We start from the raw sequence: 24902 nt of genomic DNA, 5'->3' as shown, positions 1-24902 counted from the left end.
GCTTATAGTCGCTGTCATGGCCCTGGAACTCCGGCACCTGCGCTCGCTGCTCGCCGTCGCCGAACACGGCAGCTTCACCCGCGCCGCGGAGGCGTTGCACCTCTCCCAGCCGGCCCTCTCGCAGCAGATCGGCCAGCTGGAGCGCACCGTCGGGGCGCAGCTCCTCGACCGGTCCGGGCGGACCGTCCGGCCGACCGACGCCGGCACCGTGTTCCTGCGCCACGCCCGCTCCGCCCTGACGGAACTGGACGCCGGCACCCGCGCCGTGCTGGACGTCCAGGACCTCGCGCACGGCCGCCTCCGCCTCGCCCACACCCCGACGTTCAGCACGTACCTGATCGGGCCGTTGGTCCAGCACTTCCGGGCGTGCTGGCCCGGCATCACCCTGGACGTCCGGGAGACGACCCAGGACGCCATCGAGGCCGGACTGCTCGCCGACGAACTGGACCTGGGCCTGGCGTTCCGGGGCGACCAACTGCCCGGGATCACCGGCGAGACGCTCTTCGTCGAGCGGCTCGGGATCGTCGTCGGCATCGACCACCCGTTGGCCGGCCGACCGGATCCGGTCGGCATGCGGGACCTGGGGCCCTATCAACTCGCCCTCTTCACCGGCGGGTTCACCACCCGGGCCCGGATCGACGCGCACTTCGCCGGACACGGCATCCGCCCGCCGCACGCGGTGGAGACCAACTCGCTCACCGCGCTCGTCGACGTCGTCCGGCGCACCACCCTGGTCACCGTGCTGCCGGACCGCGTCACCCGGGAGCACCCGGAGCTGTGCACCGTGCCGCTCGACCCCGCCCTGCCCGCGCGCACCGCCGTCCTGCTCCGTCGCGCGGCCGCCCACGAGAGCGCCGCGGCCCGGGTGTTCGGCCGCCTGGTGCGGGATCGGTGCGGTGCCCCGTAGCGATCAGGCCAACGGGGCACTGGTGCACGGCGGTGCGAGGCGCTTCACTCCTGATCCATGAGACGAGCGCTTCTCGCACTGTGCGCCGCGGTCCTCGGTCTGGCGCTGGGCGTGGTCCCGGCCGTGGCCGCCGCGCCGCCCTCCGAGTTCGGCAACGACTGGCACGATCCGATCACCGCGGGGCCACCCGTGCCGGTGCCGGACGCGCCCTCCTGCCGCGTCACGGTCGCCGACACCGCCTTCCGCGACTACACGCCCTACAAGGGCACCTACACGCCACCCGGGGGACCCGGGGCCGCCGACCCGTGCGGGCACCGCTGGAGCAAGGTCGTCCTGCGGCTCGAAGGGTCCGTGGCCGGGCGGCAGTTCGACCGCCTGGGCTACCTGCACATCGGCGGGGTGGAGGTCCTGCGCACCTCCACCCCGGAGCCCTCGCCCCGAGGCGTCACCTGGCACGTGGAGAAGGACGTCACCCGGTACGCCTCGGTGCTGCGCACGCGGCAGCCCGTCGAGATGCTGATCGGCAACGCCGTGGACGGCACCTACACCGGCGTGATCAAGGTCAAGGTGACGCTGACCTTCTACGCGGCCCAGGGCCGGGTGAAGGCGGCCGCCGTCCCCGACGAGGTCCGCACCCTCCAGGGCGCCCACACCCAGGACGGCGCGTACCAGGGGAGCCTGACCACGCCGCGCAACAGCGAACGCATCGTCGCCGAGGTCTACGCCACCGGATCGGGCGGCGGCTGCGAGGAGTTCTGGTACTTGACGGTGCCGGCCGCGGTGCCCTACTCGTGCCGGGCCGGGGACGGCCCGTACCGCGAGGTGCAGGTGCGGGTCGACGGCCGACTGGCCGGCATCGCGGCGCCCTTCCCGACCGTGTGGACGGGCGGCTGGTCCAACCCCTTCCTGTGGTACGTGATACCCGGCCCGCGCGCCTTCGACGTCCGGCCGTTGGAGTACGACCTCACCCCGTTCGCCGGTCTGCTGAACGACGGGCGGCCGCACCGGGTCGCGGTGTCGGTCACCGGCGTGCCGGCCGGCCAGGAGGGCTGGAGCACCCCCACCAACGTCCTGGTCTGGCGGGACGCCGGCGCGGCGCGGGTGACCGGCGCGCTCGTCACGGACCGCGCGGACGACCCGGTCGCCCGGACCCGCTACGAGCCGGGCACCGAGCGCCGGTTGACCGCCCGGGGCGGGCACGCGCTCACCGTCGCGGGCTACCTGGACACCTCGCACGGCCGGGTCACCACGACGGTCGCCCGCCGGGTCGCCGCCACCTCCACGCACCGCTGGACCGCGGACGAGAAGACGGACGCGCTCCGGGCGCGGTGGCAGGACGCGGAGACGGTGACCGTACGGGGCCGCGGGCCGGCGACGACCCACCGCACCGAGCGCACCTTCACCATGGACGGCGCGACCACCGTGGACACCGCCGACCGCCTGCGCACCACCATGACCATGGGCGACCACGACCACCGCAGCACCCTGCGCGGCGCCCGGCGCACCGACTGGGCGCGGCTGGACGACACCTACACCGGCGACGCCGCGTACCGCCAGAACGTGCCCCGCGAGCAGCGGCACGCCACTGGCGTCTCGCGCGAGCGCTACCGCCTGCGGACGCCAGGGGATTGTTACGACCGTCTGCTGGCCACGGCGCAGGGGGAGTTGACGGCGGACCGGTACGGCTGCTGACCGGTGGCGGTGGGACGCGCGTGACCCCTGATGTTTGCTTGGTCGCGAAAGTGAATCCCCAGGGGGCTGACTTTCGGTCAAGTTGGGTCGCGGGTGGCCGGCGGGCCGCCACTCTCTTCCCTCTTGGCGCACGTTCCGTAATAAGTTTCCTACGCACCGCAGTCGGCGGGAGAGGCCCGTCGCCGAGATCTGTCCGTCCACGGAGGAAACGATGCCGCAGGGAACCATCGTGCTGTTCAACAAGAGCGACTGTGTGGGCATCATCGCCGACGAGCACGGAGAACGGCTCCCGTTCTCGGGGATGGAGACGCAGACCACCGACGTCGGCAAGCAGGTCATCTTCGACGTGCACGGCGCGAAGGCCACCAACGTGATGGCACTGCGCTGACGGACCGGTGGCCGTGGACGGCGTCGCCCCCGGGCCGTCCACGGCCACTGCCACGCCGGCGGGAGCCGGTCCGCCGCACGGGCAACGACCCGAGCGGGGGTCGACGGTCCGGCGCCGCCGTCCCGTCCCGCTCCGCGGGGTTGCTGACGCACATGCGGCGACGGGCGGGCGGGTCGGTGGCGTGAGCCAACGGCGGCCCGTCAGGCCACCGACCCTTCGGCCCAGGCCCGTTCGAGGAGGGCGTCCACCGTCTCGTCGACGGTCTGCCGCGAGGTGTCCAACCACAGCCCGAGGTCCCGGGGCGTCTCCGACCGCAGCAACACGTCCAGGTCCCGGACGCTCCAGTCCGGCCCGTACGCGGTCTTGGACCGGCCGGCCTCCCGCGCGGCGACCGCCTCCGGATCGGGCAGCAGCGCGACGACGGCCAGCGGGCGGGTCACGATGTCGTCGGCCAGCTGGGCGAGGTGCTCGCCCAGGAGGATGTCCTGCACGACCACGGTGAACCCGGCCCGGGCGTACGCGTCGGCGCAGGTGGCCGTCAGCCGGTGGCGCAGGCGCAGTTGGGCGAGGGCCTCCGGCCCGGCGTCCGGGGTCATGCCGACCTGGCCGCTGACGATGTTGCGGCGGAAGCCGTCGCCGCGCAGGTGCACCGCGCGCGGCAGGCGTTCGGCGAGGGCCTGCGCCACGGTGGACTTGCCGGCGGCCTGGATGCCGGTGATCACCACGATTCCGGGTGCCAGCCAGGGACCTCGTGGGGTGACCCGCCCGGGGGCGGTGTCGGGGATGTTGGCGGTCATGGCGCCGATCATGCCCGCCAACGCCCCGCTCCTGCCCGGAATTTCGCCGCGACGTCCGGCCGGAGCGGGCGCCGGCCGGTCGGCTGGCGTGGGCCGGTCAGCCGGTGCGGGCCGGTTCGGCGGCGCGGGCGAGTTCGCGGCGCAGGCGCAGGAAGGGGCGCGCCCGGTTGAGGGCGAGGACCGCGGTGGTGCGCCCGTCGCGTTCGTAGCGGGCGAGGAAGCTGCGGTCGTCCGGCGTGCCCTCGACGATGCGCGGCACGTCGCCGGGCGCCCGGTGGCCGGCGAACTGGATGCGGACGCCGTACTGGTCGGACCAGAAGTAGGGCAGTGCCCGGTGGGTGCGGACGGTCCGGCCGGCGAGCAGGTTGTGCACGGCGGTGGCGGCCTGTTCGGTGGCGCTGGTCCAGTGTTCGGCGCGGGCGCCGGCCACGTGGGCGACGTCGCCGGCGGCCACGATGGTGGAGATCGGCGTGACGCAGCCGGCGTCGCAGCGCACCCCGTCGTCGAGCGGGAGGCCGGAGCCTTCGAGCCAGGCGGTGGTGGGGCGGACGCCGATGCCGGTGACGACGACGTCGGCGGGGAGCAGCCGGCCGTCGACGAGTTCCACGGCGGTGACCCGGTCGTCGGCGCCCGCACTGCGCAGCCCCCGGACGCCGGTGCCGGTGCGCAGCGCGACCCCGTGGTCGCCGTGCAGTCGGGCGCACAACTCGGCCATGGCGTGGCCGAGTTGGGGCACGAGGGGGAGGGGTGCGGCCTCGACGACGGTGACGTGGTGGCCGAGCGCGGCGCACGACGCGGCGACCTCGGCGCCGATGAACCCGCCGCCGATGACCACGACTTGGGCCTGGCCGCCGCGGGACAGGTCGGCGCGCAGCGCGCGGGCGTCGTCGAGGGTGCGCAGGACGTGCGAGCCGGCCGGCGCGGGACCGGGCAGGCGGCGCGGGGCGGCACCGGTGGCCAGCACGATGCCGTCGGTGGTGAGGGTGCGGCCGGTGGTGAGGCTCAGGGTGCGGTGCCGCGGGTCCAGGGCGGTGGCCCCGGTCCCCAGCAGCCAGTCCGCGTCGAGTTCGGCGACCTCCTCGGCGTCGGTGAGGTCGAGCCGGTTGGCCGCGGACGGGTCCTCGGCGCCGTCCGCGCCGGCCGGCGCGGTGAGGAACTCCTTGGACAGCGGCGGGCGGTCGTAGGGTCGGTGCGGTTCCGCCCCGACGACCGTCAGGCGCCCGTCGTAGCCCTGTGCGCGCAGCGCCCGCGCGGCGTGGAGCCCGGCCAGTGACGCTCCGATGACGGTGACCGACTTCATGCGGCGGTGCCTTCCTCGGCGGTGAGGTGGACGTAGACCACGCCGTCCGCCACCGTCACGGGGTGGGTGCGGACCGGGCGACGGGCCGGCAGGCAGGTCGCCGCCCCGGTACGGAGATCGAATGAAGCGGCGTGCAGCGGGCATTCGACCAGACGTCCCTCCAGCCAGCCGTCCGCGAGCGAGGCGTCCTGGTGGGTGCAGGTGTCGTCGATGGCGTACAGCTCTCCGTCGGCGTTGAAGACCGCGATCGGAGGTGTGGTGTCGAGGCGAACGGACTCGCCGGCGGGCAGATCAGCGAGGTGGCAGACGGGTATCACTGGGCCCCCCTGTTACTGTTCGGGACTATCGAGTTTCGTAATCCGCACGACAGAGCGTTATGCGCAACAGAATCCCGACGGTGGACCGGCGCGTCAAGCGGTCTCCGTCAAAGCCGACCCGATCGGGCCGGCTGGCTGGTGGCAGCGAGCTGGGTGGTGACACGGACCTATGACGAAAACGGCCAAGGCGGAGGCGCGGGCGGAGAAGCAGCCGGCAGGTAGGACGGGCCGCACGTCGCACCGCACGGTGGCGGGAAAACCGCCCCGGGGCGCGGCGAGCGCGGTGCAGTCGGTGGACCGGGCGGTGACCGTGCTGGAGATCCTGGCCAGACTCGGCGAGGCCGGGGTGACCGAGATCGCCGAGGAGCTGGGCGTGCACAAGTCGACGGCGTTCCGGCTGCTGGGCGTGCTGGAGAACCGCGGACTGGTCGCCCAGGAGCAGGAGCGCGGCAAGTACTACCTCGGCGCGGGGGTGTTGCGGTTGGCCGGGGCCGCGGCCGTCCGGCTGGACATCTCCCAGGAGGGCGCGGCGATCTGCCGGACGCTCGCCGACGAGCTGGGGGAGACGGTCAACATCGCGGTCCTGGAGAGCGACGCCGCGGTCAACATCATGCAGGCCCGCGGCCCGGCCTCGGTGACCGCCCAGAACTGGCTCGGCCGGCGGACGCCGCTGCACGCCACCTCCAGCGGCAAGGCGCTGCTCGCCTACCAGCCGCCGCCCGTCCGTGAGGCCGTACTGGCCCGGAAGCTGCCCCGGCTGACCGAGCGGACGGTGACCTCCGCCGGGGAGCTGCGGGACCAGCTGGCCGAGGTGGTCGAGCGGGGCTTCGCGGTGGCCGTGGAGGAGCTGGAACTCGGACTGCGCGCGGTCGCGGTCCCGGTACGGGCGCACGACGGCTCGGTGATCGGCGCGATCAGCGTGTCGGTGCCCGCGTACCGGCTGGACGAGCAGCGGCTGCCGGAGGTGGTCAAACGTACCGTCGCCGCCGGTGCGGAGCTCTCCCGGCGGATGGGGTACGCCAGTTGACCGGGGGCGGGCGGTGCGGGCCGGGCGTCCGCTGACCGTTCGCGGGTGGTCGTCGGCAGCGGGGTCGGGTGGGGCGACCGGCCCCGCTGTCGTGTGCGCGGGGGGCGCACGCGACCGGCGCACGGCCCGTCGGCACGTGTCACCGGCCCGTTCCAAACCACCGGCGCGCACCTCTTGACGCTGCCGATGCACGGTTTCCAGTATGTCTCTCATCGCGCAACCAGTCGTGCAATGCGCAACACTGAGGGGTAGGGCATGCCACACGAAGTCCATGCCGTCGTCGCGGCGAAAAAGGGCGCACCCGTCGGTCCACAGCGGATTCTCGTACCGGATCCCGGCCCGGGAGACGTGCTCGTCGACGTCCAGAGCTGCGGTGTGTGCCACACCGACCTGCACTACCGCGAAGGCGCCGTCAACGACGACTTCCCCTTCCTGCTCGGCCACGAGGCGGCCGGCATCGTCGCGGCCGTGGGCGACGGCGTCACCGACCTCGTGCCCGGTGACTACGTGGTGCTCGCCTGGCGGGCACCCTGCGGACAGTGCCGGTCCTGCCGGCGCGGCCGCCCCTGGTACTGCTTCGACTCCCGCAACGCCACCCGGCCGATGACCCTCCTGGACGGCACCCCGCTCACCCCCGCCCTCGGCATCGGCGCGTTCGCCGAGAAGACCCTGGTCGCCGCCGGACAGGCCATCAAGGTCGACCCCTCCGCGCGCCCCGAGGCGGCCGGGCTGATCGGCTGCGGGGTGATGGCCGGGTACGGCGCGGCCGTGCACACCGGGGCGGTCGGCAGCGGGGACACGGTCGCCGTCATCGGCTGCGGCGGCGTCGGCAACGCGGCCGTGGCGGGCGCCTCGATCGCCGGCGCCCGCCGCGTCATCGCCGTCGACGTCGACGAACGCAAACTGGACGGCGCCACCCGCTTCGGCGCCACCCACACCGTCAACTCCCGCCGCACGGACCCCGTCGAGGCGGTCCGGGAACTGACCGGCGGGCACGGCGCGGACGTGGTCATCGACGCGGTCGGCCGCCCCGAGACCTTCCGCCAGGGCTTCTACATGCGCGACCTCGCCGGCACCCTGGTCCAGGTCGGGGTGCCCGAGCCCGGCATGACGATCGAGCTGCCGCTGATCGACGTCTTCTCGCGCGGCGGCGCCCTGAAGTCCTCCTGGTACGGCGACTGCCTCCCCAGCCGCGACTTCCCGGTCCTCATCGACCGCTACCTCAGCGGCCGGCTCGACCTCGGCGGCTTCGTCACCGAAACCCTCGCCCTGGACGACGTCGAGGCCGCCTTCGCCAAGATGCGGGACGGCCAGGTGCTGCGCTCGGTGGTGGTCCTGTGACCGGCCCGCTGCGCCACCCCGTCGAGGCCCGGGTCGTCATCATCGGCGCCGGCGTCGTCGGCTGCTCGCTCGCCGACGAACTCACCGCCCGCGGCTGGCGCCGGGTCACCGTCCTCGACCAGGGCCCGCTGCCCGCCCCCGGCGGCTCCACCTCGCACGCCCCGGGCCTGGTCTTCCAGACCTCCCCGTCCAAGACCATGACCGAGTTCGCCGCCTACACCGTCCGCAAGTTCGGCTCCCTCGACGTCGACGGGCAGCCCTGCTTCGACCCGGTCGGCGGTCTGGAGATCGCCACCACCGAAGCCCGCTGGGCCGACCTGCACCGCAAGGCCGGACTCGCCGCCTCCTGGGGCGTGCGCGGCGAACTCCTCGACCCCCAGCAGTGCAAGAAGCTCTGGCCGATGCTCGACGAGAGCAGGGTCCTCGGCGGCTTCCACACGCCCGACGACGGCCTGGCCCGCGCGGTGCCCGCCTGCCGCGCCCAGATGGCCCGCGCCGAACGCCACGGCGCCCGCTTCCTGGGCCGGCACACCGTCACCGGGATCGAGCGGGCGGCCGGCCGGGTCACCGGCGTCGTCACCGACCGCGGCGTCTTCCCCGCCGACCACGTGGTCTGTGCCGCCGGCTTCTGGGGACCGGTGATCGGTGCCCTCGCCGGCGTCGACGTCCCGCTGCTGCCGCTGGCCCACCAGTACGCCACGACCGCACCACTGCCCGAACTCGCCGGCCTCGACGACCCGCACCGGGCCGCCACCGCGGCGGCACCCGCGGCCGGCCGGCCGATCCTGCGCTTCCAGGACCGCGACCTGTACTTCCGCGAACACGTCGACGCGACCGGCGGCCGCCTCGGCATCGGCTCCTACGCCCACCGCCCCCTGCCCGTCGACCCGTTCACCGTCCCGGCCTTCGACGACGCCCCGGTGATGCCGTCCTCGCTGCCGTTCACCCCGGAGGACTTCGCGCCCAGCTGGCGCGACAGCGTCGCACTGTTGCCGGCACTGGGCGCCTCCCGGGTGGCCGACGGCTTCAACGGCGTGTTCTCCTTCACCCCCGACGGGATGCCGCTCCTCGGCGAGGCCCGCACCCTGCGCGGCTTCTGGCTCGCCGAAGCGGTCTGGGTCACCCACTCCGCCGGCGTCGCCAAGGCCATGGCCGAGTGGCTGACCGACGGCCGGCCGACCCTCGACCTGCACGCCTGCGACCTCACCCGCTTCGAGGACGCCCAACGCTCGCCCGCCTACGTCGCCGAACGCGGCGCCCAGAGCTTCGTCGAGGTCTACGACGTCATCCACCCCCTCCAACCCCCGGAGCACCCCCGCCCCCTGCGCACCAGCCCCTTCTACCCGCGCCAGCAGGAACTCGGCGCCTACTTCCTGGAGGCCGGCGGCTGGGAACGCCCCCACTGGTACGAGGCCAACGCCCCGCTCGCCGAAGGACTCCACCTGCCCGAACGGGACGCCTGGTCCGCCCGCCACTGGTCGCCGATCGCCGCCGCCGAGGCCGCCGCCACCCGCGAACGGGTCGCCCTCTACGACATGACCCCGCTGCGCCGCCTGGAGGTCACCGGGCCCGGCGCGCTCGACTTCCTCCAACGCATGACGACCAACCAACTGGCCAAGAAGCCCGGCGCGGTGACCTACACCCTGCTCCTCGACGAGGCCGGCGGCATCCGCTCCGACCTCACCGTGGCCCGACTGGCCCCGGACCACTTCCAGATCGGCGCCAACAGCCCCGCCGACCTCGACTGGCTGCACCGGCACGCACCCGCCGACGTGCAGGTCCGCGACGTCACCTCCGGCACCTGCTGCGTCGGCGTGTGGGGCCCGCTCGCCCGGGACCTCGTCCAGCCGCTGACCCGCGACGACTTCTCGCACGCCGCCTTCGGCTACTTCAAGGCCCGGCGCACCCACCTCGGGCACGTCCCGGTCACCGCCCTGCGCGTGAGCTACGTCGGCGAACTCGGCTGGGAGCTCTACACCACCGCCGACCTGGGGCTGCGGCTCTGGGACACGCTCTGGGAAGCCGGCCGGGAGCACGGCGCGATCGCCGCCGGCCGCAGCGCCTTCAACAGCCTCCGCCTGGAGAAGGGCTACCGCGCCTGGGGCCATGACATGACCACCGAACACCACCCCTACGAGGCCGGTCTCGCCTTCGCCGTCCGGCCCGAGAAGGGCGACTTCGTCGGCCGGAGCGCCCTGACCGGCCTCGCCGAGCGGACCGCCGCCCGCCGCCTCGCCTGCCTCACCCTCGACGACCCCGCCGCCCACGTCCTCGGCCACGAACCCGTCCTCGTCGACGGCAACCCGGTCGGCCACGTCACCTCCGCCGCCTACGGCTACACCCTCGGCCGCTGCGTCGCCTACGCCTGGCTGCCGGCCGCCGTCGCGGTCCCCGGCACCGCCGTCCACCTCGCGTACTTCGGGGCGAAGCTCGCCGCGACCGTCGCCCAAGAGCCGCTCTACGACCCGAAGATGACCCGCCTGCGCCGCTAGGGCGCTGCTGATGGATCGCCGCGGCGTCGCCCTGGCCGCGGCCGGTCGCCCCTCCGTACCCGTCCGCACGACGAAGGAGCGTGAAGCATGGCTCCCACCTACGACGTCATCGTCCTCGGCCTCGGCGGGATGGGCAGCGCCGCCGCCCACCACCTCGCCGCCCGGGGCGCCCGGGTCCTGGGCCTGGAGAAGTTCGGGCCGGTCCACCACCGCGGCTCCAGCCACGGCGGTTCCCGGATCACCCGCCAGTCCTACTTCGAGGACCCCGCCTACGTCCCGCTGCTGCTGCGCAGCTACGAGCTCTACGACAAGCTGGAGCGCGACACCGGCCGGCGGATCGCCACCCTCTGCGGCGGCGTGATGGTCGGCCGCCCCGACAGTCGCACCGTCCGCGGCAGCCTGGACTCCGCCCGGCAGTGGGACCTCCCGCACGAGGTGCTCGACGCCGTCGCACTCCGCCGCCGCTTCCCGACCCTCACCCCCGCCCCCGACGAGGTCGCGCTCTACGAGGCGCGCGCCGGATTCGTCCGCCCCGAGAACACCGTCGCCGCCCACCTCCAGCTCGCCGTCCAGGACGGCGCCGAGCTGCACTTCGAGGAGCCGGCCACCCGTTGGGAGGAGCTGCCCGGCGGCGCCGGGGTCCGCGTCCACACCGACGAGAACGCCTACACCGCCGGCCAGTTGGTGATCTGCCCCGGTGCCTGGGCGCCCCAACTGCTCGCCGACCTCGGGGTGCCGGTGACCATCGAGCGGCACGTCATGTACTGGTTCGCACCCGACGGCGGCACCGCCCCCTTCGTCCCGGCCCGCCACCCCATCTACATCTGGGAGGACGCCCGGGGCGTCCAGGTCTACGGCTTCCCCGCCATCGACGGCCCCGACGGCGGCGCCAAGGTCGCCTTCTTCCGCAAGGGCACCGCCTGCACCCCGGACGGCATCGACCGGACCGTGCACGACGACGAGGTGCGCGCCATGGCCGACCAGCTCGCCCCGCGCATCCCGGCCCTGCCCGGCCGCTTCCTGAAGGCCGCCACCTGCATGTACTCCAACACCCCCGACGAGCACTTCGTGATCGCCCGCCACCCGGCGCATCCGGAGACCGTCACCGTCGCCTGCGGTTTCTCCGGGCACGGCTTCAAGTTCGTGCCGGTCGTCGGGGAGATCGTCGCCGACCTCGCGCTCACCGGCAGCACCGCGCACCCCATCGACCTGTTCGCCCCGTCCCGTCGCTCCGCCCGGGAAACCCCCGGCCGGCCCGCCGCCCCGGTCGCCTGAGGAGAGCAGCCATGACGACCACACCCGCCGACGCCCGACCGACGGCCGCCGCCCCGCCCGCACCCAGCCTGATCCGCACCCTCCCCGGCCGCGCCTACACCGACCCGGACGTCTTCCGGCGGGAGCAGCAGGCGCTCTTCGAACGGCTGTGGTTCTGCGCCGTGCGCAGCGCCGACCTCGGCCGGCCCGGCGCCTTCCGGACCGTCCGGGTCGGCCGGGAGAGCGTCCTGATCACCCGCAACCGCACCGGTCGGCTCCGCGCCTTCCTCAACGTCTGCCGGCACCGCGGCGCCCAGCTGTGCACCGAGGAGTCCGGCGAGGTCCGCCGCAACCTCCAGTGCCCGTACCACGCCTGGACCTACGACCTCGACGGCCGCCTGGTGGCGGCCCCCAACCTCCAGCGGATGCCGGACCTCGACCGCACCGAACGCGGCCTGGTCACCGTCCCGCTGCGGGAATGGCTCGGCTACGCCTGGGTGTGCCTGGCCGACGAGCCGCCGTCCTTCGAGGACACCGTGATCGGCGCGGCCGTGGAGCGGTTGGGCGACGCCGCGGCCCTCGACCGCTACCGGACCGAGACCCTGGCCTTGGGCCGCCGCCTCAGCTACGACGTACGGGCCAACTGGAAGCTGATCGTCGAGAACTTCATGGAGTGCTACCACTGTGCCACCATCCATCCCGAACTCACCGATGTGATACCGGAGTTCGCGGACGGCCTCGCCGCGCAGTACTACGTGGGCCACGGCGCGGAGTTCGCCGCGGAGGCGCAGGGTTTCACCGTCGACGGCAGCGCCGGCTTCGGCCGGCTGCCCGGCATCGACGACAGTCAGGACCGGCGCTACTACGCGGTGACCGTCCGCCCGCAGGTCTTCCTCAACCTCGTCCCCGACCACGTCATCCTGCACCGGATGTTCCCGCTGGCCGCCGACCGCACGCTGGTCGAGTGCGACTGGCTGTACCTCCCCGAGGTGGTCGACGCCGGTGCCGACGTCGCCAAGTCCGTCGAACTCTTCCACCGGGTCAACGTCCAGGACTTCGACGCCTGCGAACGCACCCAGCCGGCGATGGCCTCCCGCGCCTACCGCGACGGCGGGGTGCTGGTGCCCAGCGAGCACCACATCGGCGGGTTCCACGCCTGGTGGGCGGCGCAGTTGGCGGACGGGGACGGCTGACCCGCCGCGCCACCGGCCGCTGCGTCGGGGCGCGGCGCGCCGCCGGTCGGGCCGACGCACCTCATCCGGCCCGGCCGGCGGCCCGCCGCCACGCCGCCTCGCGCAGCAGTCGCAGCCCGTTCAGCCCCACGATGACCGTCGACCCCTCATGCCCCAACACGCCGAGCGGGAGCGGCAGTTCACTGATCAGGTCCCAGGCCGCCAGCCCCGCGATGAACACCGACGCCAGCACCAGGTTCTGCACGACCAGCTTCCGCGCGGTGCGGGAGAGCCGCACCACCGCCGGCACGGTGGCCAGTTCGTCGCGCACGATCACCGCGTCGGCGGTCTCCAGTGCCAGGTCCGACCCGGCCCGTCCCATCGCGACGCCGGTGTGCGCGGCCGCCAGCGCCGGCGCGTCGTTGACGCCGTCGCCCACCACCAGCACCCGGCGCCCGGCCCGTTCCTGCTCCCGGACGGCGGCGACCTTGTCCTGCGGCAGCAGCCCGGCCCGGACGTCGTCGATCCCGGCCTCCTCGGCGAGCCGGGCGGCGGCCCGCGGATTGTCGCCGGTGACCAGCAGCGGCGTCCGGCCGGTCAGCGCCCGCAGCGCGGCCACGGTCGCCGCCGCGTCCGTCCGCAACCGGTCCGCGATCCCCAACACCCCGACCGGCACGCCGTCCCGCACCACCAGCACCGCAGTGTGCCCGGACTCCTCCAACTCGCCTACCACGGAACGGACTTCACGGTCGTCGCCCGGCAGCAGCCGGGCCGGCGCCCCGACCTCGACGAGCGCGCCGCCGACCCGGGCGCGGACGCCGGTGCCGGGCGTCGCGGCGAAGTCCGCGACCGCGGGCAGTGCGCCGTCGCGGTCGCGCGCGGCCCGTACGACCGCGCGGCCCAGCGGGTGCTCGCTCGGGTGCTCGGCGGCGGCCGCGCAGGTCAACAGCGCGTCCGGGGAGAGGCCGGCGCCGGGCAGCGGCCGGATCGCGGTCACTCGGGGGGTGCCCTCGGTGAGTGTCCCGGTCTTGTCCAGGGCGACCGCGTCCACCTGGCCGATCCGCTCCATCACCACGGCGGACTTGACGAGCACGCCGTGCCGCCCGGCGTTGGCGAGCGCCGACAGCAGCGGCGGCATGGTCGCCAGCACCACCGCACACGGGGAGGCGACGATCATGAAGGTCATCGCCCGCAGCAGCGCCCCGGCCAGCTCCGCCCCCAGCAGCAGGGGAACGGCGAACACCGCCAGCGTGACGGCCACCAGGCCCACCGAGTACCGCTGTTCGACCTTCTCGATGAACAACTGGGTCGGCGCCTTGGTCTCCGACGCCTCCGCGACCATCGCCACGATCCGGGCCAGCACCGAATCCCCGGCGTCCCGTTCGACCCGGACGCGCAGTGCGCCCAGGCCGTTGAGGGTGCCCGCGAACACCTCGTCGCCGGGCTCCTTGGCCACGGGCAGCGGCTCCCCGGTGATGGTGGCCTGATCGACCTCGCCGACCCCGCTCAGCACCCGGCCGTCCGCGCCCACCCGCTCGCCGGGCCGCACCAGGATCGTGTCGCCCACCACCAGGGCGGCGGTGGCCACCGTCTCCTCGCCGCCGTCACCGGTCAGCCGGGTCGCTCTCGCGGGTGCGAGGTCGAGCAGTCCGCGCACCGAGTCCTGGGTCCGGGCCGTGGCCAGCGCCTCCAGGGCGCCCGAGGTGGCGAAGATGACGATCAGCAGCGCGCCGTCCATCACCTGGCCGATCGCCGCCGCCCCGAGCGCCGCGACGATCATCAGCAGGTCGACGTCGAGCGTCCGCTCGGTGAGCGCCCGCAGTCCGGCCAGGGCCGGTTCCCAGCCGCCCGTCGCGTACGCGAGCGCGTACAGCGGACCCCAGGCCCAGGCGGGGGCGCCGGCGAGCTGGAGCGGCAGCGCCACCAGGAACGCGACGGTGGCCGCGGCGGCCCAGCGGGCCTCCGCCAGGGCCCACACCCGGGTGCGCCGCGGGGCGGTCCGGGGGGCGGTGGTGGCCGCCGGCGACGGCTGCACGGCGGTGGCGACAGGCATGACGGAACGACCCTTCGCGGGCAGGGGCGGATGACACCCTCACCGTACAGGAACAGATGAACAACTCTTCATCCATTCCGGTGGTCGGGCTCCTTAGGATGGCTGCCATGGGCCACGGAATTGATGACACGAGCAGCGCCACCACCCGAGAACGCCTGGACGCCGTAGGGGCCGCCGATGTCGCCGCCACCCTCCAGGCCCTCTCCACCCCTTCCCGGCTCCGCATCCTGGCCCGTCTCCAGGAGGGCCCGTGCGCGGTGGGGGACCTCGCCGCCGCCGTCGGCATGGAGCAGTCCGCCTGCTCCCACCAGCTCCGGCTGCTCCGCAACCTCGGCCTGGTCACCGGCGAACGCAACGGCCGCTCGATCGTCTACGCCCTCTACGACCACCACGTCGCGGAACTCCTCGACCAGGCCCTCTACCACGTCGAGCACCTCCGCCTCGGCCTGCGTGACGCCCCGTCAACCAGCGCCGAGCCACTGGCCGGATGAACGCCGCGGGCCCCGGCGAGAAGCTCCGACCGGGGCCCGCGCCACCCGCTCACATCCGCCGGTTGTCCAACACGGCCACCGCCTGCCGGATCCGCTCGGTCTCCGCCGTGTCCACCTCGACCACCAGCAGCTCCGGCGCGTCGCCCAGCCGCGCCCGCACCGTGCCGTCCGGCCCGATCAGCGCACTGTGCCCCACACCGGTCGGCGCCTTGGTGGGGGCCTCCGGATCGGCGTCCTGGTCCGGTGCCGCCTGGTCCACCGCCGCCAACCAGACCGTCGCGTCCAGCGCCCGCGCCCGCACCAGCAGGTCCCACTGGTCCCGCTTGCCAGGCCCGGCGGCCCAGGACGCGGCCAGCACGGACACCGTCGCGCCGGCGTCCGCGTGCGCCCGGAAGAGTTCGGGGAACCGCAGGTCGTAGCAGGTCGCCAGGCCCACCCGGACGCCGTCCACGTCGACCGTCACCACCTGCTCGCCCGGCGCGACGGTCTCCGACTCGCGGAAGCCGAAGGCGTCATAGAGGTGGATCTTGTCGTACGAGGTCTCCACCCCGGGCCCGGTGACCAGCAGGGTGTTGGCCACCCGGCCGTTCGGAGCCGGGGTGAACATCCCCACGACCACCGTCACCCCGGTCTCCCGGGCCACCGCCCGCACGCCCTCGGCCCACGGCCCGTCCAGCGGTTCGGCCAGCGGCCCCAATGGCGCTCCGAAGGTCACCATCGCCGCCTCCGGCAGCACCACCAGCCGCGCGCCCTCGGCGGCCGCCCGGCGCACCAGGTCCGCGACCTGCGCGAGGTTCTCCTTCGGCTCGGTCGAAGAGGTCATCTGGCACAGCGCGATACGCATCGGAGCCTTCTCCCGTCGTGTCCGGTCCCGCGGCCCGCGCGGGGATCGTGCGGGCCGCCCTGATCAGGACGGTACGCCGTACCGCGGCCGGACCACACCTTTCTTCCGCCGCGGACGCGGACCCAGGGCCGTCGGGGCCGGGGCGACGGCCGGCCGGCCGTCGCCCGCCCGGATCAGGCCGGTGCGCCGCCCGCGCCGGCGATCTCCTCCGGGCGCAGCAGCGCGGCGAGTCGCTCCTCGGGCAACAGCCCCTGTTCCAGCACCAGTTCGGCGACCCCGCGCCCGGTGGCCAGGGCTTCCTTGGCGATCGCGGTCGCCGCGGTGTAGCCGATGTGCGGATTGAGGGCGGTGACCAGGCCGATGGAGTTCTGCACGCTCGCCCGCAGGGCCTCGGTGTTGGCGGTGATGCCCCGGACGCAGCGCTCGGCGAGGGTGCGGCAGGCCGCCCCGAGGTGGGTGATGCTCTCCGACAGCGCGTGCAGGATGATCGGCTCGAAGGCGTTGAGCTGGAGCTGGCCGGCCTCCGCGGCCATGGTGATGGTGACGTCGTTGCCGATCACCTCGAAGGCGACCTGGTTGACCACCTCCGGGATCACCGGGTTGACCTTCCCCGGCATGATGCTCGAACCGGCCTGCACCGGCGGCAGGTTGATCTCCGCCAGCCCGGCGCGCGGCCCGGAGGAGAGCAGCCGCAGGTCGTTGCAGCTCTTGGAGAGCTTGACCGCGATCCGCTTGAGGACGCCGGACAGGTGGACGAACGCCCCGCAGTCCTGGGTGGCCTCCACGAGGTTGGCGGCGGTCACCAGCGGCAGCCCGGTGATCCGGGCCAGATGGCCGCGGGCCGCCTCGGCGTAGCCCTGCGGCGCGTTGAGGCCGGTGCCGATGGCGGTGGCTCCGAGGTTGATCTCGTGGATCAGGGTGACCGCCTCGGCCAGCCGACTTTGGTCCTCCTCCAACATCACCGCGTATGCCGAGAACTCCTGGCCCAACGTCATCGGCACCGCGTCCTGGAGCTGGGTGCGGCCCATCTTCAGGACGTCCCGGAACTCCGCCGCCTTGTCGGCGAACGCCTCGCGCAGCACCGTCATCGCGGCCAGCAGTTCGCGCACCGCGTTCACCGTCGCCACCTTCACCGCCGTCGGGTAGACGTCGTTGGTGGACTGGCTGAGGTTGACGTGCTCGTTGGGGTGCAGCCGGGCGTAGTCGCCCTTGGCGTGCCCCAGCAGCTCCAACGCCCGGTTGGCGATGACCTCGTTGGCGTTCATGTTGGTGGACGTGCCGGCGCCCCCCTGGATCACGTCGACGATGAACTGGTCGTGCAGTCGGCCGGCGCGGATCTCCCGGCAGGCGGCGGCGATGGCGTCGGCCGTCTCCGGAGCGAGCAGGCCCAGGTCCGCGTTGGCGCGCGCGGCGGCTTCCTTGACGGCGGCGAGCGCGTCGATCAGGTGCGGGTAGCCGGCGATCGAGGCGCCGGTGATCGGGAAGTTCTCCGCGGCGCGCAGGGTGTGCACGCCCCAGTAGGCGTCGGCGGGTATCTCACGGTCGCCGAGCAGGTCGTGTTCGCGGCGGTGGCCGGACGTCATGACGGGAGGTTCCTTCGTGCGGAGGGGTGCGGTGGGTGAGGGGTGCGGTGGACCGCCGGGCACGAGGGGCGGTCGGCTACGGGCGCTCCGGCGGGGTCTTCGCGTGTGCGGGCCCGACGATGGTCGACAGCGTCGACTCGACCCGTGCGAGGTGGTGCTTCATCGCTTCGACGGCGTCGTGCTCGGACCGGTCCACGAGGGCCTCCACGATCGCCCGGTGCTCCCGGTTGGCCTGCTCGCGCCGGCCGCCGACGTCGTTGAGGAAGGCCGACTGGCGGGCCAGCGCGTCCCGGATCTCCTCGATCACCCGCCGGAAGACCGGGTTCCGGGCGGCCTCGGCGACCGCCAGGTGGAAGAGCGTGTCCATGGCGACCCAGGCGGTGGTGTCGGCCTCCCGCTCCATCCGTTCCAGCAGGTGCGCCAGGCGGTCGAGGTCCTCCGGAGTCCGGCGCAGCGCCGCGTACCCGGCCACCGGGACCTCGACGTGCCGGCGGACCTCCAGCAGGTCGCTGGCCGCGTAGTCGCCGAAGGTCGGGTCGGCGACCGCCCCGTCCGAGACCACGAAGGTGCCCTTGCCGGTGCGGGAGACGGTGAGCCCCATCGTCTGGAGGGCGCGCAGCGCCTCGCGGAGCACCGGCCGGCTGACTTCGAGGCGGCGGCACAGCTCGGCTTCGGAGGGGAGCTTGTCGCCGACGGCGTACTCGCCCCGTTCGATGGCCCCGCGCAGATGGCTCAGCACCGCCTCCATCGCGCTCACGCGGCGCGGGACGGGTGAGGTCGGCGGGAGACCGGCTGTCTGGCTGTCTGACAGGTTCACCCGAGGATCGTCGACCGGCGGCAGGGGAGCTGTCAAGCGCGGGGCGGGTGGGCTTCGCGGCCCGCGCCCGGGGGAGCGTGCGGGAGGCGCGGCCGCCGGATGTCGAGTGTTCTGCGCCACACCCGCTTGCCGGTCGTCGGTGCCGCGGACGGGTGGCGAGATGTCGCCAACACCCATGAAGTGCAGGTGAGTTGGGGTGACGGCGGGCGCGGCGCGGGCCGCTCCGGAGTACCCCCTGAATGGCCGAAATCAGGTGGGGTTAGCATATGAGCACCGCCTAGCTCGATCGAGAGATAAGCCTGTGACTGTCAACGACGACTCGTTCACCAACTGGAAGAACCGCGAGGAGATCGCGGAGTCGATGATCCCGATCATCGGGAAGCTGCACCGGGAGCGGGACGTCACCGTTCTCCTCCACAGCCGCTCCTTGGTGAACAAGTCGGTGGTCAGCATCCTCAAGACCCACCGGTTCGCCCGGCAGATCGCGGGCGAGGAGCTGTCGGTCACCGAGACGCTGCCGTTCCTGCAGGCCCTCACCGCGCTCGACCTCGGCCCCTCCCAGATCGACCTCGGGATGCTGGCCGCGACGTACCGTGCCGACGACCGCGGTCTGTCGGTGGCGGACTTCACCGCCGAGGCCGTCGCCGGCGCCACCGGCGCCAACAAGATCGAGTGCCGCGAGGGGCGCGACGTCGTCCTCTACGGCTTCGGCCGGATCGGCCGCCTCGTGGCCCGCCTCCTCATAGAGAAGGCCGGCTCCGGCAACGGCCTGCGGCTGCGCGCCATCGTGGTCCGCGGCGGCGGCGGGCGGGCCGACGAGGACCTCGTCAAGCGCGCCTCGCTGCTGCGCCGGGACTCCATCCACGGCCAGTTCCAGGGCACCATCACCGTCGACGAGGCGAACAGCACGATCGTCGCCAACGGCAACGAGATCAAGGTGATCTACGCCAACGACCCGAGCGAGGTCGACTACACGACGTACGGGATCAAGAACGCCATCCTGGTCGACAACACCGGCAAGTGGCGCGACCGCGAGGGCCTCTCGAAGCACCTCCGCCCCGGCGTCGACAAGGTGGTGCTGACCGCCCCGGGCAAGGGCGACGTGCCCAACATCGTGCACGGCGTCAACCACGACATGATCAAGCCGGACGAGCAGATCCTGTCCTGCGCCTCCTGCACCACCAACGCGATCGTCCCGCCGCTGAAGGCGATGGACGACGAGTACGGCGTCCTGCGCGGTCACGTGGAGACCGTCCACTCGTTCACCAACGACCAGAACCTGCTGGACAATTACCACAAGTCCGAGCGTCGCGGCCGTTCGGCGCCGCTCAACATGGTCATCACCGAGACCGGTGCCGCGTCCGCCGTCGCCAAGGCGCTGCCCGACCTCCAGGCGAAGATCACCGGCAGCTCGATCCGGGTGCCGGTGCCGGACGTCTCGATCGCCATCCTCAACCTCCAGCTGGCGCGCGAGACCAGCCGCGAGGAGGTCCTGGACTACCTGCGGGACGTGTCGCTGACCTCGCCGCTCAAGCGCCAGATCGACTTCACCAGCGCCCCCGACGCGGTCTCCAACGACTTCATCGGCTCGCGCCACGCGTCGATCGTCGACGCCGGTGCCACCAAGGTCGACGGGGACAACGCGATCCTCTACCTCTGGTACGACAACGAGTTCGGCTACTCCTGCCAGGTCATCCGGGTCGTCCAGTACGTCTCCGGGGTGGAGTACCCGACCTACCCGGCGCCGGCGGCCTGACCCCGGCGGCCCGCCGGGCCGCGGCCTGGTGGGCCCGAGCGCCCTGGGGCGGTCATCGATCCGATCGGGATCGGTGACCGCCCCTTCGCCGAGAAGCCGTCCGGCAGCTGGGGGAAGCCGGTCACGGTGCCGAAACCGGCCAGCGTTCGGGGGATCGAAATCGCCGTGCCTGTCCTTCCCACCTGCATTTGGGGAACCGTGTGCAACGGTTCACGTGAACCACTGGGAACGCCGTCGCCGCCGGTGAACTGCTCGACCCCGCGGGCGAGGCGCCGCTCAACCGCTGGACCGCCGGCACTGGGCCCGGCTCGTCCGCGCTGGCGAGGCGGCGCCGCTGGCGCTCCACGGCCACGTGCGGCAACAAGGTGCAGAGGGCTGAACGCAACGCCGCCCGGCCCGGCGGGAATTGGGCCGCGGCCGGTCCGCACCGGTGCCGGACGGGCCCCGTCCGGCGGGAATTGCCGAAAAGTGCCTGGCCAGAACTTTGTCGGACAGTGACGATGCGAGCGTGAATAGTGATCATCGTCGTGCCACGTACCGTCGCCGGGCTCTCCGGACCGGTCTGGCCACCCTCAGCTTCCTGTCGTTGATATCCGCCGTACCGGCTGCCGCGCAGTCCCCCCGTACCCCTGCTCCCGCGTCGCACTCGACCCGCCCGTCGACCCCGGCCGAGGCCCGCACCGCCGCCCACCTGGAGTCCATCCGCAAGGATCCGGCGCAACTGCGCGACTTCTTCCGGCAGTTGCCCAAGGGCGGTGACCTGCACAACCACCTCTCCGGCGCGGTGCCGACCGAGTACCTGCTCACCCTCGCCGCCGAGGACGAGCTGTGCATCGAGGTGAAGACGATGACGGCCGTGCCGGGGCCGTGCGGACCCGGCAAGCGGCCGGCGGCGGACGCCCGGACCGACCGGGCCTTCCACGACGCGGTGGTGCGTGCCTGGTCCATGGAGGACTTTCCGTCAGGCACTCCGGGCCACGACCACTTCTTCGACACCTTCGGCAAGTTCGGCGAGGTGACCTGGCGCCACCGCGGCAAGCTGCTGTCGCGGATCGCCGACGACATCGTCGGGCAGAACCAGTTCTACCTGGAGACGCTGGTCACCCCGGCCTCCGAGGAGACCAAGAAGGTCGCCGACCAGGTCGGTTGGCTCGGGGACTTCGACCGCATGCACCGGGCGCTGGTCGCCGACGGCAAGCTGGACCGCCTGGTGGCCACCGCGCGCAAGGAGGCGGACGACGCGGACGCCGAGTTCCGCTCGGTCTCCCGCTGCGGCACCGCCCACCCCGCGCCGGCCTGCCGGCTCACCGTGCGGTGGAACTCCCAGGTGTCCCGGGGCAGCAGCCCCGAGCGGGTGTTCGCGCAGATGGAGGTCGGACTGCGACTGGCCGAACGGGACCCGCGCTTCACCGCGGTCAACCTCGTCCAGCCGGAGGACGGCGAGAGCGCGCTGCGCAACTACAGCCTCCAGATGAAGATGCTCGACTACCTGCACCGCACCTACCCGCGGGCCCACATCACCCTGCACGCCGGTGAGCTGTGGCCGGGCCTGGTCAAGCCGGAGGACCTGAAGTCCCACATCAACGAGGCCGTCAACGTCGCGCACGCCGAACGCATCGGCCACGGCGTCGACCTCGTCCACGAGGACGGCTGGCAGCAGTTGGCGCGCACCATGGCCGACCGCCAGGTCGCCGTCGAGGTCCCGTTCTCCAGCAACGCCCAGATCCTCGGCGTCAAGGGTGCCGAGCACCCCTTCGCCACCTACCGGGCGTACGGCGTGCCGATCGTGCTGGCCACCGATGACCCGGGCGTCTCCCGCATCGACATCAGCCACGAGTACCAGTACGCCGCCACGACGTACCACCTCGGCTACGGCGAACTGAAGGACCTGGCGCGGGCCTCCCTCCAGTACTCCTTCCTCTCCGGCCGCAGCCTGTGGCAGGGCAACCCGACCCGGTCCGGCTACCGGCCGGTCGCGGCCTGCCGCGGCCAGCTCCCCGGCAGCGGCACCCCCGGCCTCGCCTGCCGCCTGCTGCTCGCGTCCAGCCCCAAGGCGGCCGTCGAGTGGCGGCAGGAAGCGGCGTTCGCCGCCTTCGAGAAGAAGTTCACCGCCCGCCACTGAGCGCGGACCCGTCGTCCCGGGCCCCCGGTCCCCGTCCACGACGGGACCGGGGGCCCGGCGCTGTGCCCCGGCGGCCGGCTACCGCGCGGGCAGTGCGCGCACCGCCTCCGCCAGGGCCGCGGCGATCCGCCGGACGTCCTCGGCGCTGGTCCGCCAGTTGCTGAACGCGGCCCGCAGGGCGGGCAGCCCGGCGTACACGGTGGGGGTCAGGAAGACCTCGCCGGCCACCGCGTCGGCCAGCGCGGCGAGGCGGTCCGCGGTGGGGGAGTCGGCGAGCGTGAAGCAGACGACGTTCAGCCGGACCGGGGCGAGCAGCCGCAGTCCGTCGAGGGCGGCGACCGTCTCGCCCAGGGCGCGGGCGCCGTCCGCACACCGTTCCACGATCTCGCGGTGGCCCTCGCGCCCGTAGGCGCGCAGCGTGAACCAGGTGGACAGGGCCCGCAGTCGGCGCGAGTTCTCCGGGGTGAGGTGCACCAGGTCGGGGCTGTCGCCCAACGGGCCCAGGTAGGCGGCGGCGTTCTGGAAGACCCGGGCCTGGAGGTCGCGGCGGCGGGTGAACTGGACCGCGCTGTCGTACGGGACGTTCAGCCACTTGTGCAGGTCGATGCAGAGCGAGTCGGCCAGGTCGAGGCCGTCGACCAGGTGGGCGTGGTCCGGGGAGAGCGCGGCGAAGGCGCCGAACGCGGCGTCCACGTGCAGCCAGCAGCCGTAGCGGTCGCGGAGCGCGGCCAGGGCGGGCAGGTCGTCGAAGTCGACGGTGTTGACGGTGCCGGCGTTGGCGACGATGACGCACGGCCCGTCCGCCTCCTGGAGGGCGCGTTCCAGAGCCGCCGGGTCCACCGCCTCCCGGTCGGGGAGGGTGGGGACGGTGACCAGCGCGGACCGGCCGAGGCCCAGCACGGACAGTGCCTTGGCCACGCTGGAGTGCGCGGCGCCGGACAGCACCCGCACCGGGCCCAGCGCCGCCGCGCCGTCCTGCGCCGGCGAGACGCCCCGACGCTCCCCGAGCCATTCCCGGGCGATCGCCAGGCCGACCGTGTTGGACATCGTCGCACCGCTGACCAGCGTGCCGTCGTGGGCGTCGGAGAGCCCGAAGAGCGTGCGCAGCCAGCGCACGGTCTCGGCCTCCAGATGCTGTCCGGTGGCGTCCAGGGACGACATGGAGTTCTGGTCGGCGGTGGCGGTCAGCCAGTCGCCGGCGAGGGCCGCCGGGGTCACGCCGCCGGTGACGAAGCCGAGGTACCGCGGGCCGGCGCTGGCCGACAGTCCGGGCTGCCACCGCGCGGTGAAGTCCCGCAGCGCGTCGCGCAGTCCGGTGCCGCGCTCGGGCAGCGGGGCCGGTTCCGGGGCCGGCCGGGCGGGGACGACCGGTGCCCCGGCGAGCCCGTCGAGGTGGGCCACGGCCTGCCGCCGGGTGGTCTCCAACAGGTCGGGCAGGGCGGCGAGGTCGGCGGCGAGCTGGGGGTGCACGGTGCGCTCCGTTCGTCGGTTCGAGAAGCGGTCCCGGCCGACGCTAGCCGGGAGAGTGGCCCCGACTCCTGGTCCAATTCGCAAGAGGTGGACTGGAATAGCCGGAAGAGGTGGACCGGAAAACGGCGCCGGGGCGGGAAGGGACGCGGGCCCGGCGCCGGCCCTACGCCCGCGCCGCGACGCCCGGTCCGACCGGGACGCCCGGCGCGTCCGCCGCCGCTTCCGCGGCACGGCGCTCGTCCAGGAACCCGGCGATCAGCGCCGCGAATCCGGCCGGGTCCTCGCCGGGAGCCCCGTGCCCGGCGTCGATCTCCTGGTAGCGGCTGTCGCGGATGCCGGTGAGCAGCGCCCGCTGCTGGTCGGCGCCGATGATCCGGTCGTGGGCGCTGGCCAGCACCAGCGTCGGTGCCGTGACCCGACCGAGCAGCGGACGCAGGTCCACCGAAAGGTCCACTTCGGTCTGCCGGGCGACGCCGGGTGCCAGCGTCGTGGCCAGTGCCCGCACCAGTTCCTCGTTCGCCGCGGTGTCGGTGCGTGCCCAGTACCGCGGGCCGAACGCCGCCAGCGGCAGCATCCGGGCGAAGTGCGCGGTGCCGTGCGCGGCGTCGGTGCGCAGCAGGTCGAGCCAGTGGGTGAACTCGGCCCGCAGCCGGGTGTCGGTGTGCACCCAGCCGGCGTGCAGGACCAGCGAGCGGACCCGCTCGGGCCGGTGCGCGGCGAGGTGGGTGGCGATCGCGGCGCCCAGCGAGTGGCCGACCAGGTGGAAGCGGTCCAGCCCGGCGTGGTCGGCGGCGGCCAGCACCTCGTCGGCGAGGTCGGTCAGGGTGAGCGGCCCGCCGTGGTCGGTGGTGTCGCCGGAACCCGAGTAGTCCGGCGCGACCACCGTGAAGCGGTCGGCGACCGCGTCGGTGAGCGGCAGCCACTGGGCGCGGGTGGCGCCGGTGCCGTGCACCAGCACCACTCCCGGGCCGGTCCCGGTGCGGTCGTAGGCGACGGCGGCCGGACCGCCGCTGAGGGGGACGTGGATGACGGGCACGGGAGTCTCCTTGCGGGGTGGGGAAAACGTGGCGGGAAGGGGC

Annotated in this window: 20 protein-coding genes; 11 read left to right on the top strand and 9 right to left on the bottom strand. The window is 73.6% G+C overall.

All coding sequences use genetic code 11. The annotated features are described in order from the left end of the window. Window positions 1-16 precede the first annotated feature (16 nt). The 3 genes from cynR to ABD385_RS08320 all read left to right on the top strand — a co-directional run bounded on the left by cynR (window position 17) and on the right by ABD385_RS08320 (window position 2987). The gene (cynR, locus tag ABD385_RS08330) at window positions 17-907 is read left to right on the top strand and encodes a transcriptional regulator CynR (RefSeq protein ID WP_344574395.1); all 891 of its coding nucleotides are present in this window, start codon (window positions 17-19) and stop codon (window positions 905-907) included. Between the two features lie 57 nt (window positions 908-964). Next, on the top strand, window positions 965-2599 hold the full coding sequence (locus ABD385_RS08325; RefSeq protein WP_344574394.1) for a peptide-N4-asparagine amidase: 1635 nt from the start codon (window positions 965-967) through the stop codon (window positions 2597-2599). A gap of 211 nt (window positions 2600-2810) precedes the next feature. Next, complete coding sequence (locus ABD385_RS08320) at window positions 2811-2987, top strand: hypothetical protein (RefSeq protein WP_275465992.1); 177 nt, start codon at window positions 2811-2813, stop codon at window positions 2985-2987. A gap of 200 nt (window positions 2988-3187) precedes the next feature. On the opposite strand, the gene ABD385_RS08315 is transcribed toward ABD385_RS08320, so the two are convergent. The 3 genes from ABD385_RS08315 to ABD385_RS08305 form a co-directional block, all read right to left on the bottom strand. Next, complete coding sequence (locus tag ABD385_RS08315; RefSeq protein ID WP_344574393.1) at window positions 3188-3784, bottom strand: AAA family ATPase; 597 nt, start codon at window positions 3782-3784, stop codon at window positions 3188-3190. A 97-nt stretch (window positions 3785-3881) separates the two neighbouring features. Then, on the bottom strand, window positions 3882-5084 hold the full coding sequence (locus tag ABD385_RS08310; protein WP_344574392.1) for an NAD(P)/FAD-dependent oxidoreductase: 1203 nt from the start codon (window positions 5082-5084) through the stop codon (window positions 3882-3884). Further along, window positions 5081-5401 carry a bifunctional 3-phenylpropionate/cinnamic acid dioxygenase ferredoxin subunit gene (locus ABD385_RS08305; protein ID WP_275465995.1) on the bottom strand — a complete coding sequence of 107 codons (321 nt, stop codon included), beginning with the start codon at window positions 5399-5401 and terminating at the stop codon, window positions 5081-5083. The genes ABD385_RS08310 and ABD385_RS08305 overlap by 4 nt, the downstream gene beginning before the upstream one ends. A gap of 169 nt (window positions 5402-5570) precedes the next feature. Between ABD385_RS08305 and ABD385_RS08300 the strand changes: the two genes are divergently transcribed. The 5 genes from ABD385_RS08300 (at window position 5571) to ABD385_RS08280 (ending at window position 12708) form a co-directional block, all read left to right on the top strand. Further along, entirely contained in the window at window positions 5571-6428 is an 858-nt protein-coding gene (locus ABD385_RS08300; protein WP_425585367.1) for an IclR family transcriptional regulator, read from the top strand. Between the two features lie 255 nt (window positions 6429-6683). Further along, a complete protein-coding gene (locus ABD385_RS08295) occupies window positions 6684-7769 on the top strand; it encodes an S-(hydroxymethyl)mycothiol dehydrogenase (protein WP_344574391.1) in 1086 nt (361 codons plus the stop codon). Next, window positions 7766-10261 carry a GcvT family protein gene (locus tag ABD385_RS08290; RefSeq protein WP_344574390.1) on the top strand — a complete coding sequence of 832 codons (2496 nt, stop codon included), beginning with the start codon at window positions 7766-7768 and terminating at the stop codon, window positions 10259-10261. Before ABD385_RS08295 ends, ABD385_RS08290 begins: the two co-directional genes overlap by 4 nt. An 87-nt stretch (window positions 10262-10348) precedes the next feature. After that, window positions 10349-11536 (top strand): N-methyl-L-tryptophan oxidase, encoded by a 1188-nt coding sequence (gene solA, locus ABD385_RS08285; RefSeq protein ID WP_344574389.1) that lies wholly within the window; start codon window positions 10349-10351, stop codon window positions 11534-11536. Window positions 11537-11547: 11 nt separating this feature from the next. Next, complete coding sequence (locus ABD385_RS08280; RefSeq protein WP_344574388.1) at window positions 11548-12708, top strand: aromatic ring-hydroxylating oxygenase subunit alpha; 1161 nt, start codon at window positions 11548-11550, stop codon at window positions 12706-12708. A gap of 61 nt (window positions 12709-12769) precedes the next feature. Here ABD385_RS08280 and ABD385_RS08275 read toward each other — a convergent pair whose 3' ends face one another. Continuing rightward, a complete protein-coding gene (locus ABD385_RS08275) occupies window positions 12770-14740 on the bottom strand; it encodes a heavy metal translocating P-type ATPase (RefSeq protein WP_344574387.1) in 1971 nt (656 codons plus the stop codon). 107 nt (window positions 14741-14847) lie between these two features. On the opposite strand from ABD385_RS08275, the gene ABD385_RS08270 reads away from it, so the two are divergent. Next, window positions 14848-15231 carry an ArsR/SmtB family transcription factor gene (locus tag ABD385_RS08270; protein WP_344574386.1) on the top strand — a complete coding sequence of 128 codons (384 nt, stop codon included), beginning with the start codon at window positions 14848-14850 and terminating at the stop codon, window positions 15229-15231. A 49-nt stretch (window positions 15232-15280) separates the two neighbouring features. Here the strand turns inward: ABD385_RS08270 and ABD385_RS08265 are convergent, their stop codons facing one another. The 3 genes from ABD385_RS08265 to ABD385_RS08255 all read right to left on the bottom strand — a co-directional run bounded on the left by ABD385_RS08265 (window position 15281) and on the right by ABD385_RS08255 (window position 18475). Beyond that, window positions 15281-16075, bottom strand: coding sequence for a carbon-nitrogen hydrolase family protein (locus ABD385_RS08265; protein ID WP_344574385.1), 795 nt, complete (start codon window positions 16073-16075; stop codon window positions 15281-15283). Window positions 16076-16248: 173 nt separating this feature from the next. After that, window positions 16249-17658: an aspartate ammonia-lyase gene (aspA, locus tag ABD385_RS08260; RefSeq protein ID WP_344574384.1), complete on the bottom strand. Its 1410-nt coding sequence runs from the start codon at window positions 17656-17658 to the stop codon at window positions 16249-16251. 76 nt (window positions 17659-17734) lie between these two features. Further along, window positions 17735-18475, bottom strand: coding sequence for a FadR/GntR family transcriptional regulator (locus ABD385_RS08255; RefSeq protein WP_344574382.1), 741 nt, complete (start codon window positions 18473-18475; stop codon window positions 17735-17737). A gap of 301 nt (window positions 18476-18776) precedes the next feature. Here ABD385_RS08255 and ABD385_RS08250 point away from each other — a divergent pair, with 301 nt between their 5' ends. Continuing rightward, window positions 18777-20231 carry a glyceraldehyde-3-phosphate dehydrogenase gene (locus ABD385_RS08250; protein ID WP_344574379.1) on the top strand — a complete coding sequence of 485 codons (1455 nt, stop codon included), beginning with the start codon at window positions 18777-18779 and terminating at the stop codon, window positions 20229-20231. 508 nt (window positions 20232-20739) lie between these two features. Next, the gene (locus ABD385_RS08245) at window positions 20740-22353 is read left to right on the top strand and encodes an adenosine deaminase family protein (protein ID WP_344574378.1); all 1614 of its coding nucleotides are present in this window, start codon (window positions 20740-20742) and stop codon (window positions 22351-22353) included. 78 nt (window positions 22354-22431) lie between these two features. On the opposite strand, the gene ABD385_RS08240 is transcribed toward ABD385_RS08245, so the two are convergent. Next, complete coding sequence (locus ABD385_RS08240; RefSeq protein ID WP_344574377.1) at window positions 22432-23823, bottom strand: pyridoxal phosphate-dependent decarboxylase family protein; 1392 nt, start codon at window positions 23821-23823, stop codon at window positions 22432-22434. A gap of 163 nt (window positions 23824-23986) precedes the next feature. Then, entirely contained in the window at window positions 23987-24859 is an 873-nt protein-coding gene (locus ABD385_RS08235) for an alpha/beta fold hydrolase (RefSeq protein ID WP_344574376.1), read from the bottom strand. Between the last annotated feature and the right edge of the window lie 43 nt (window positions 24860-24902).

Source organism: Streptomyces lunalinharesii, assembly GCF_039532155.1.
GTDB lineage: Bacteria > Actinomycetota > Actinomycetes > Streptomycetales > Streptomycetaceae > Streptomyces > Streptomyces lunalinharesii.
The sequence above is the reverse complement of the archived record's forward strand: the minus strand, read 5'-3'. Positions and strand labels throughout refer to the sequence as shown.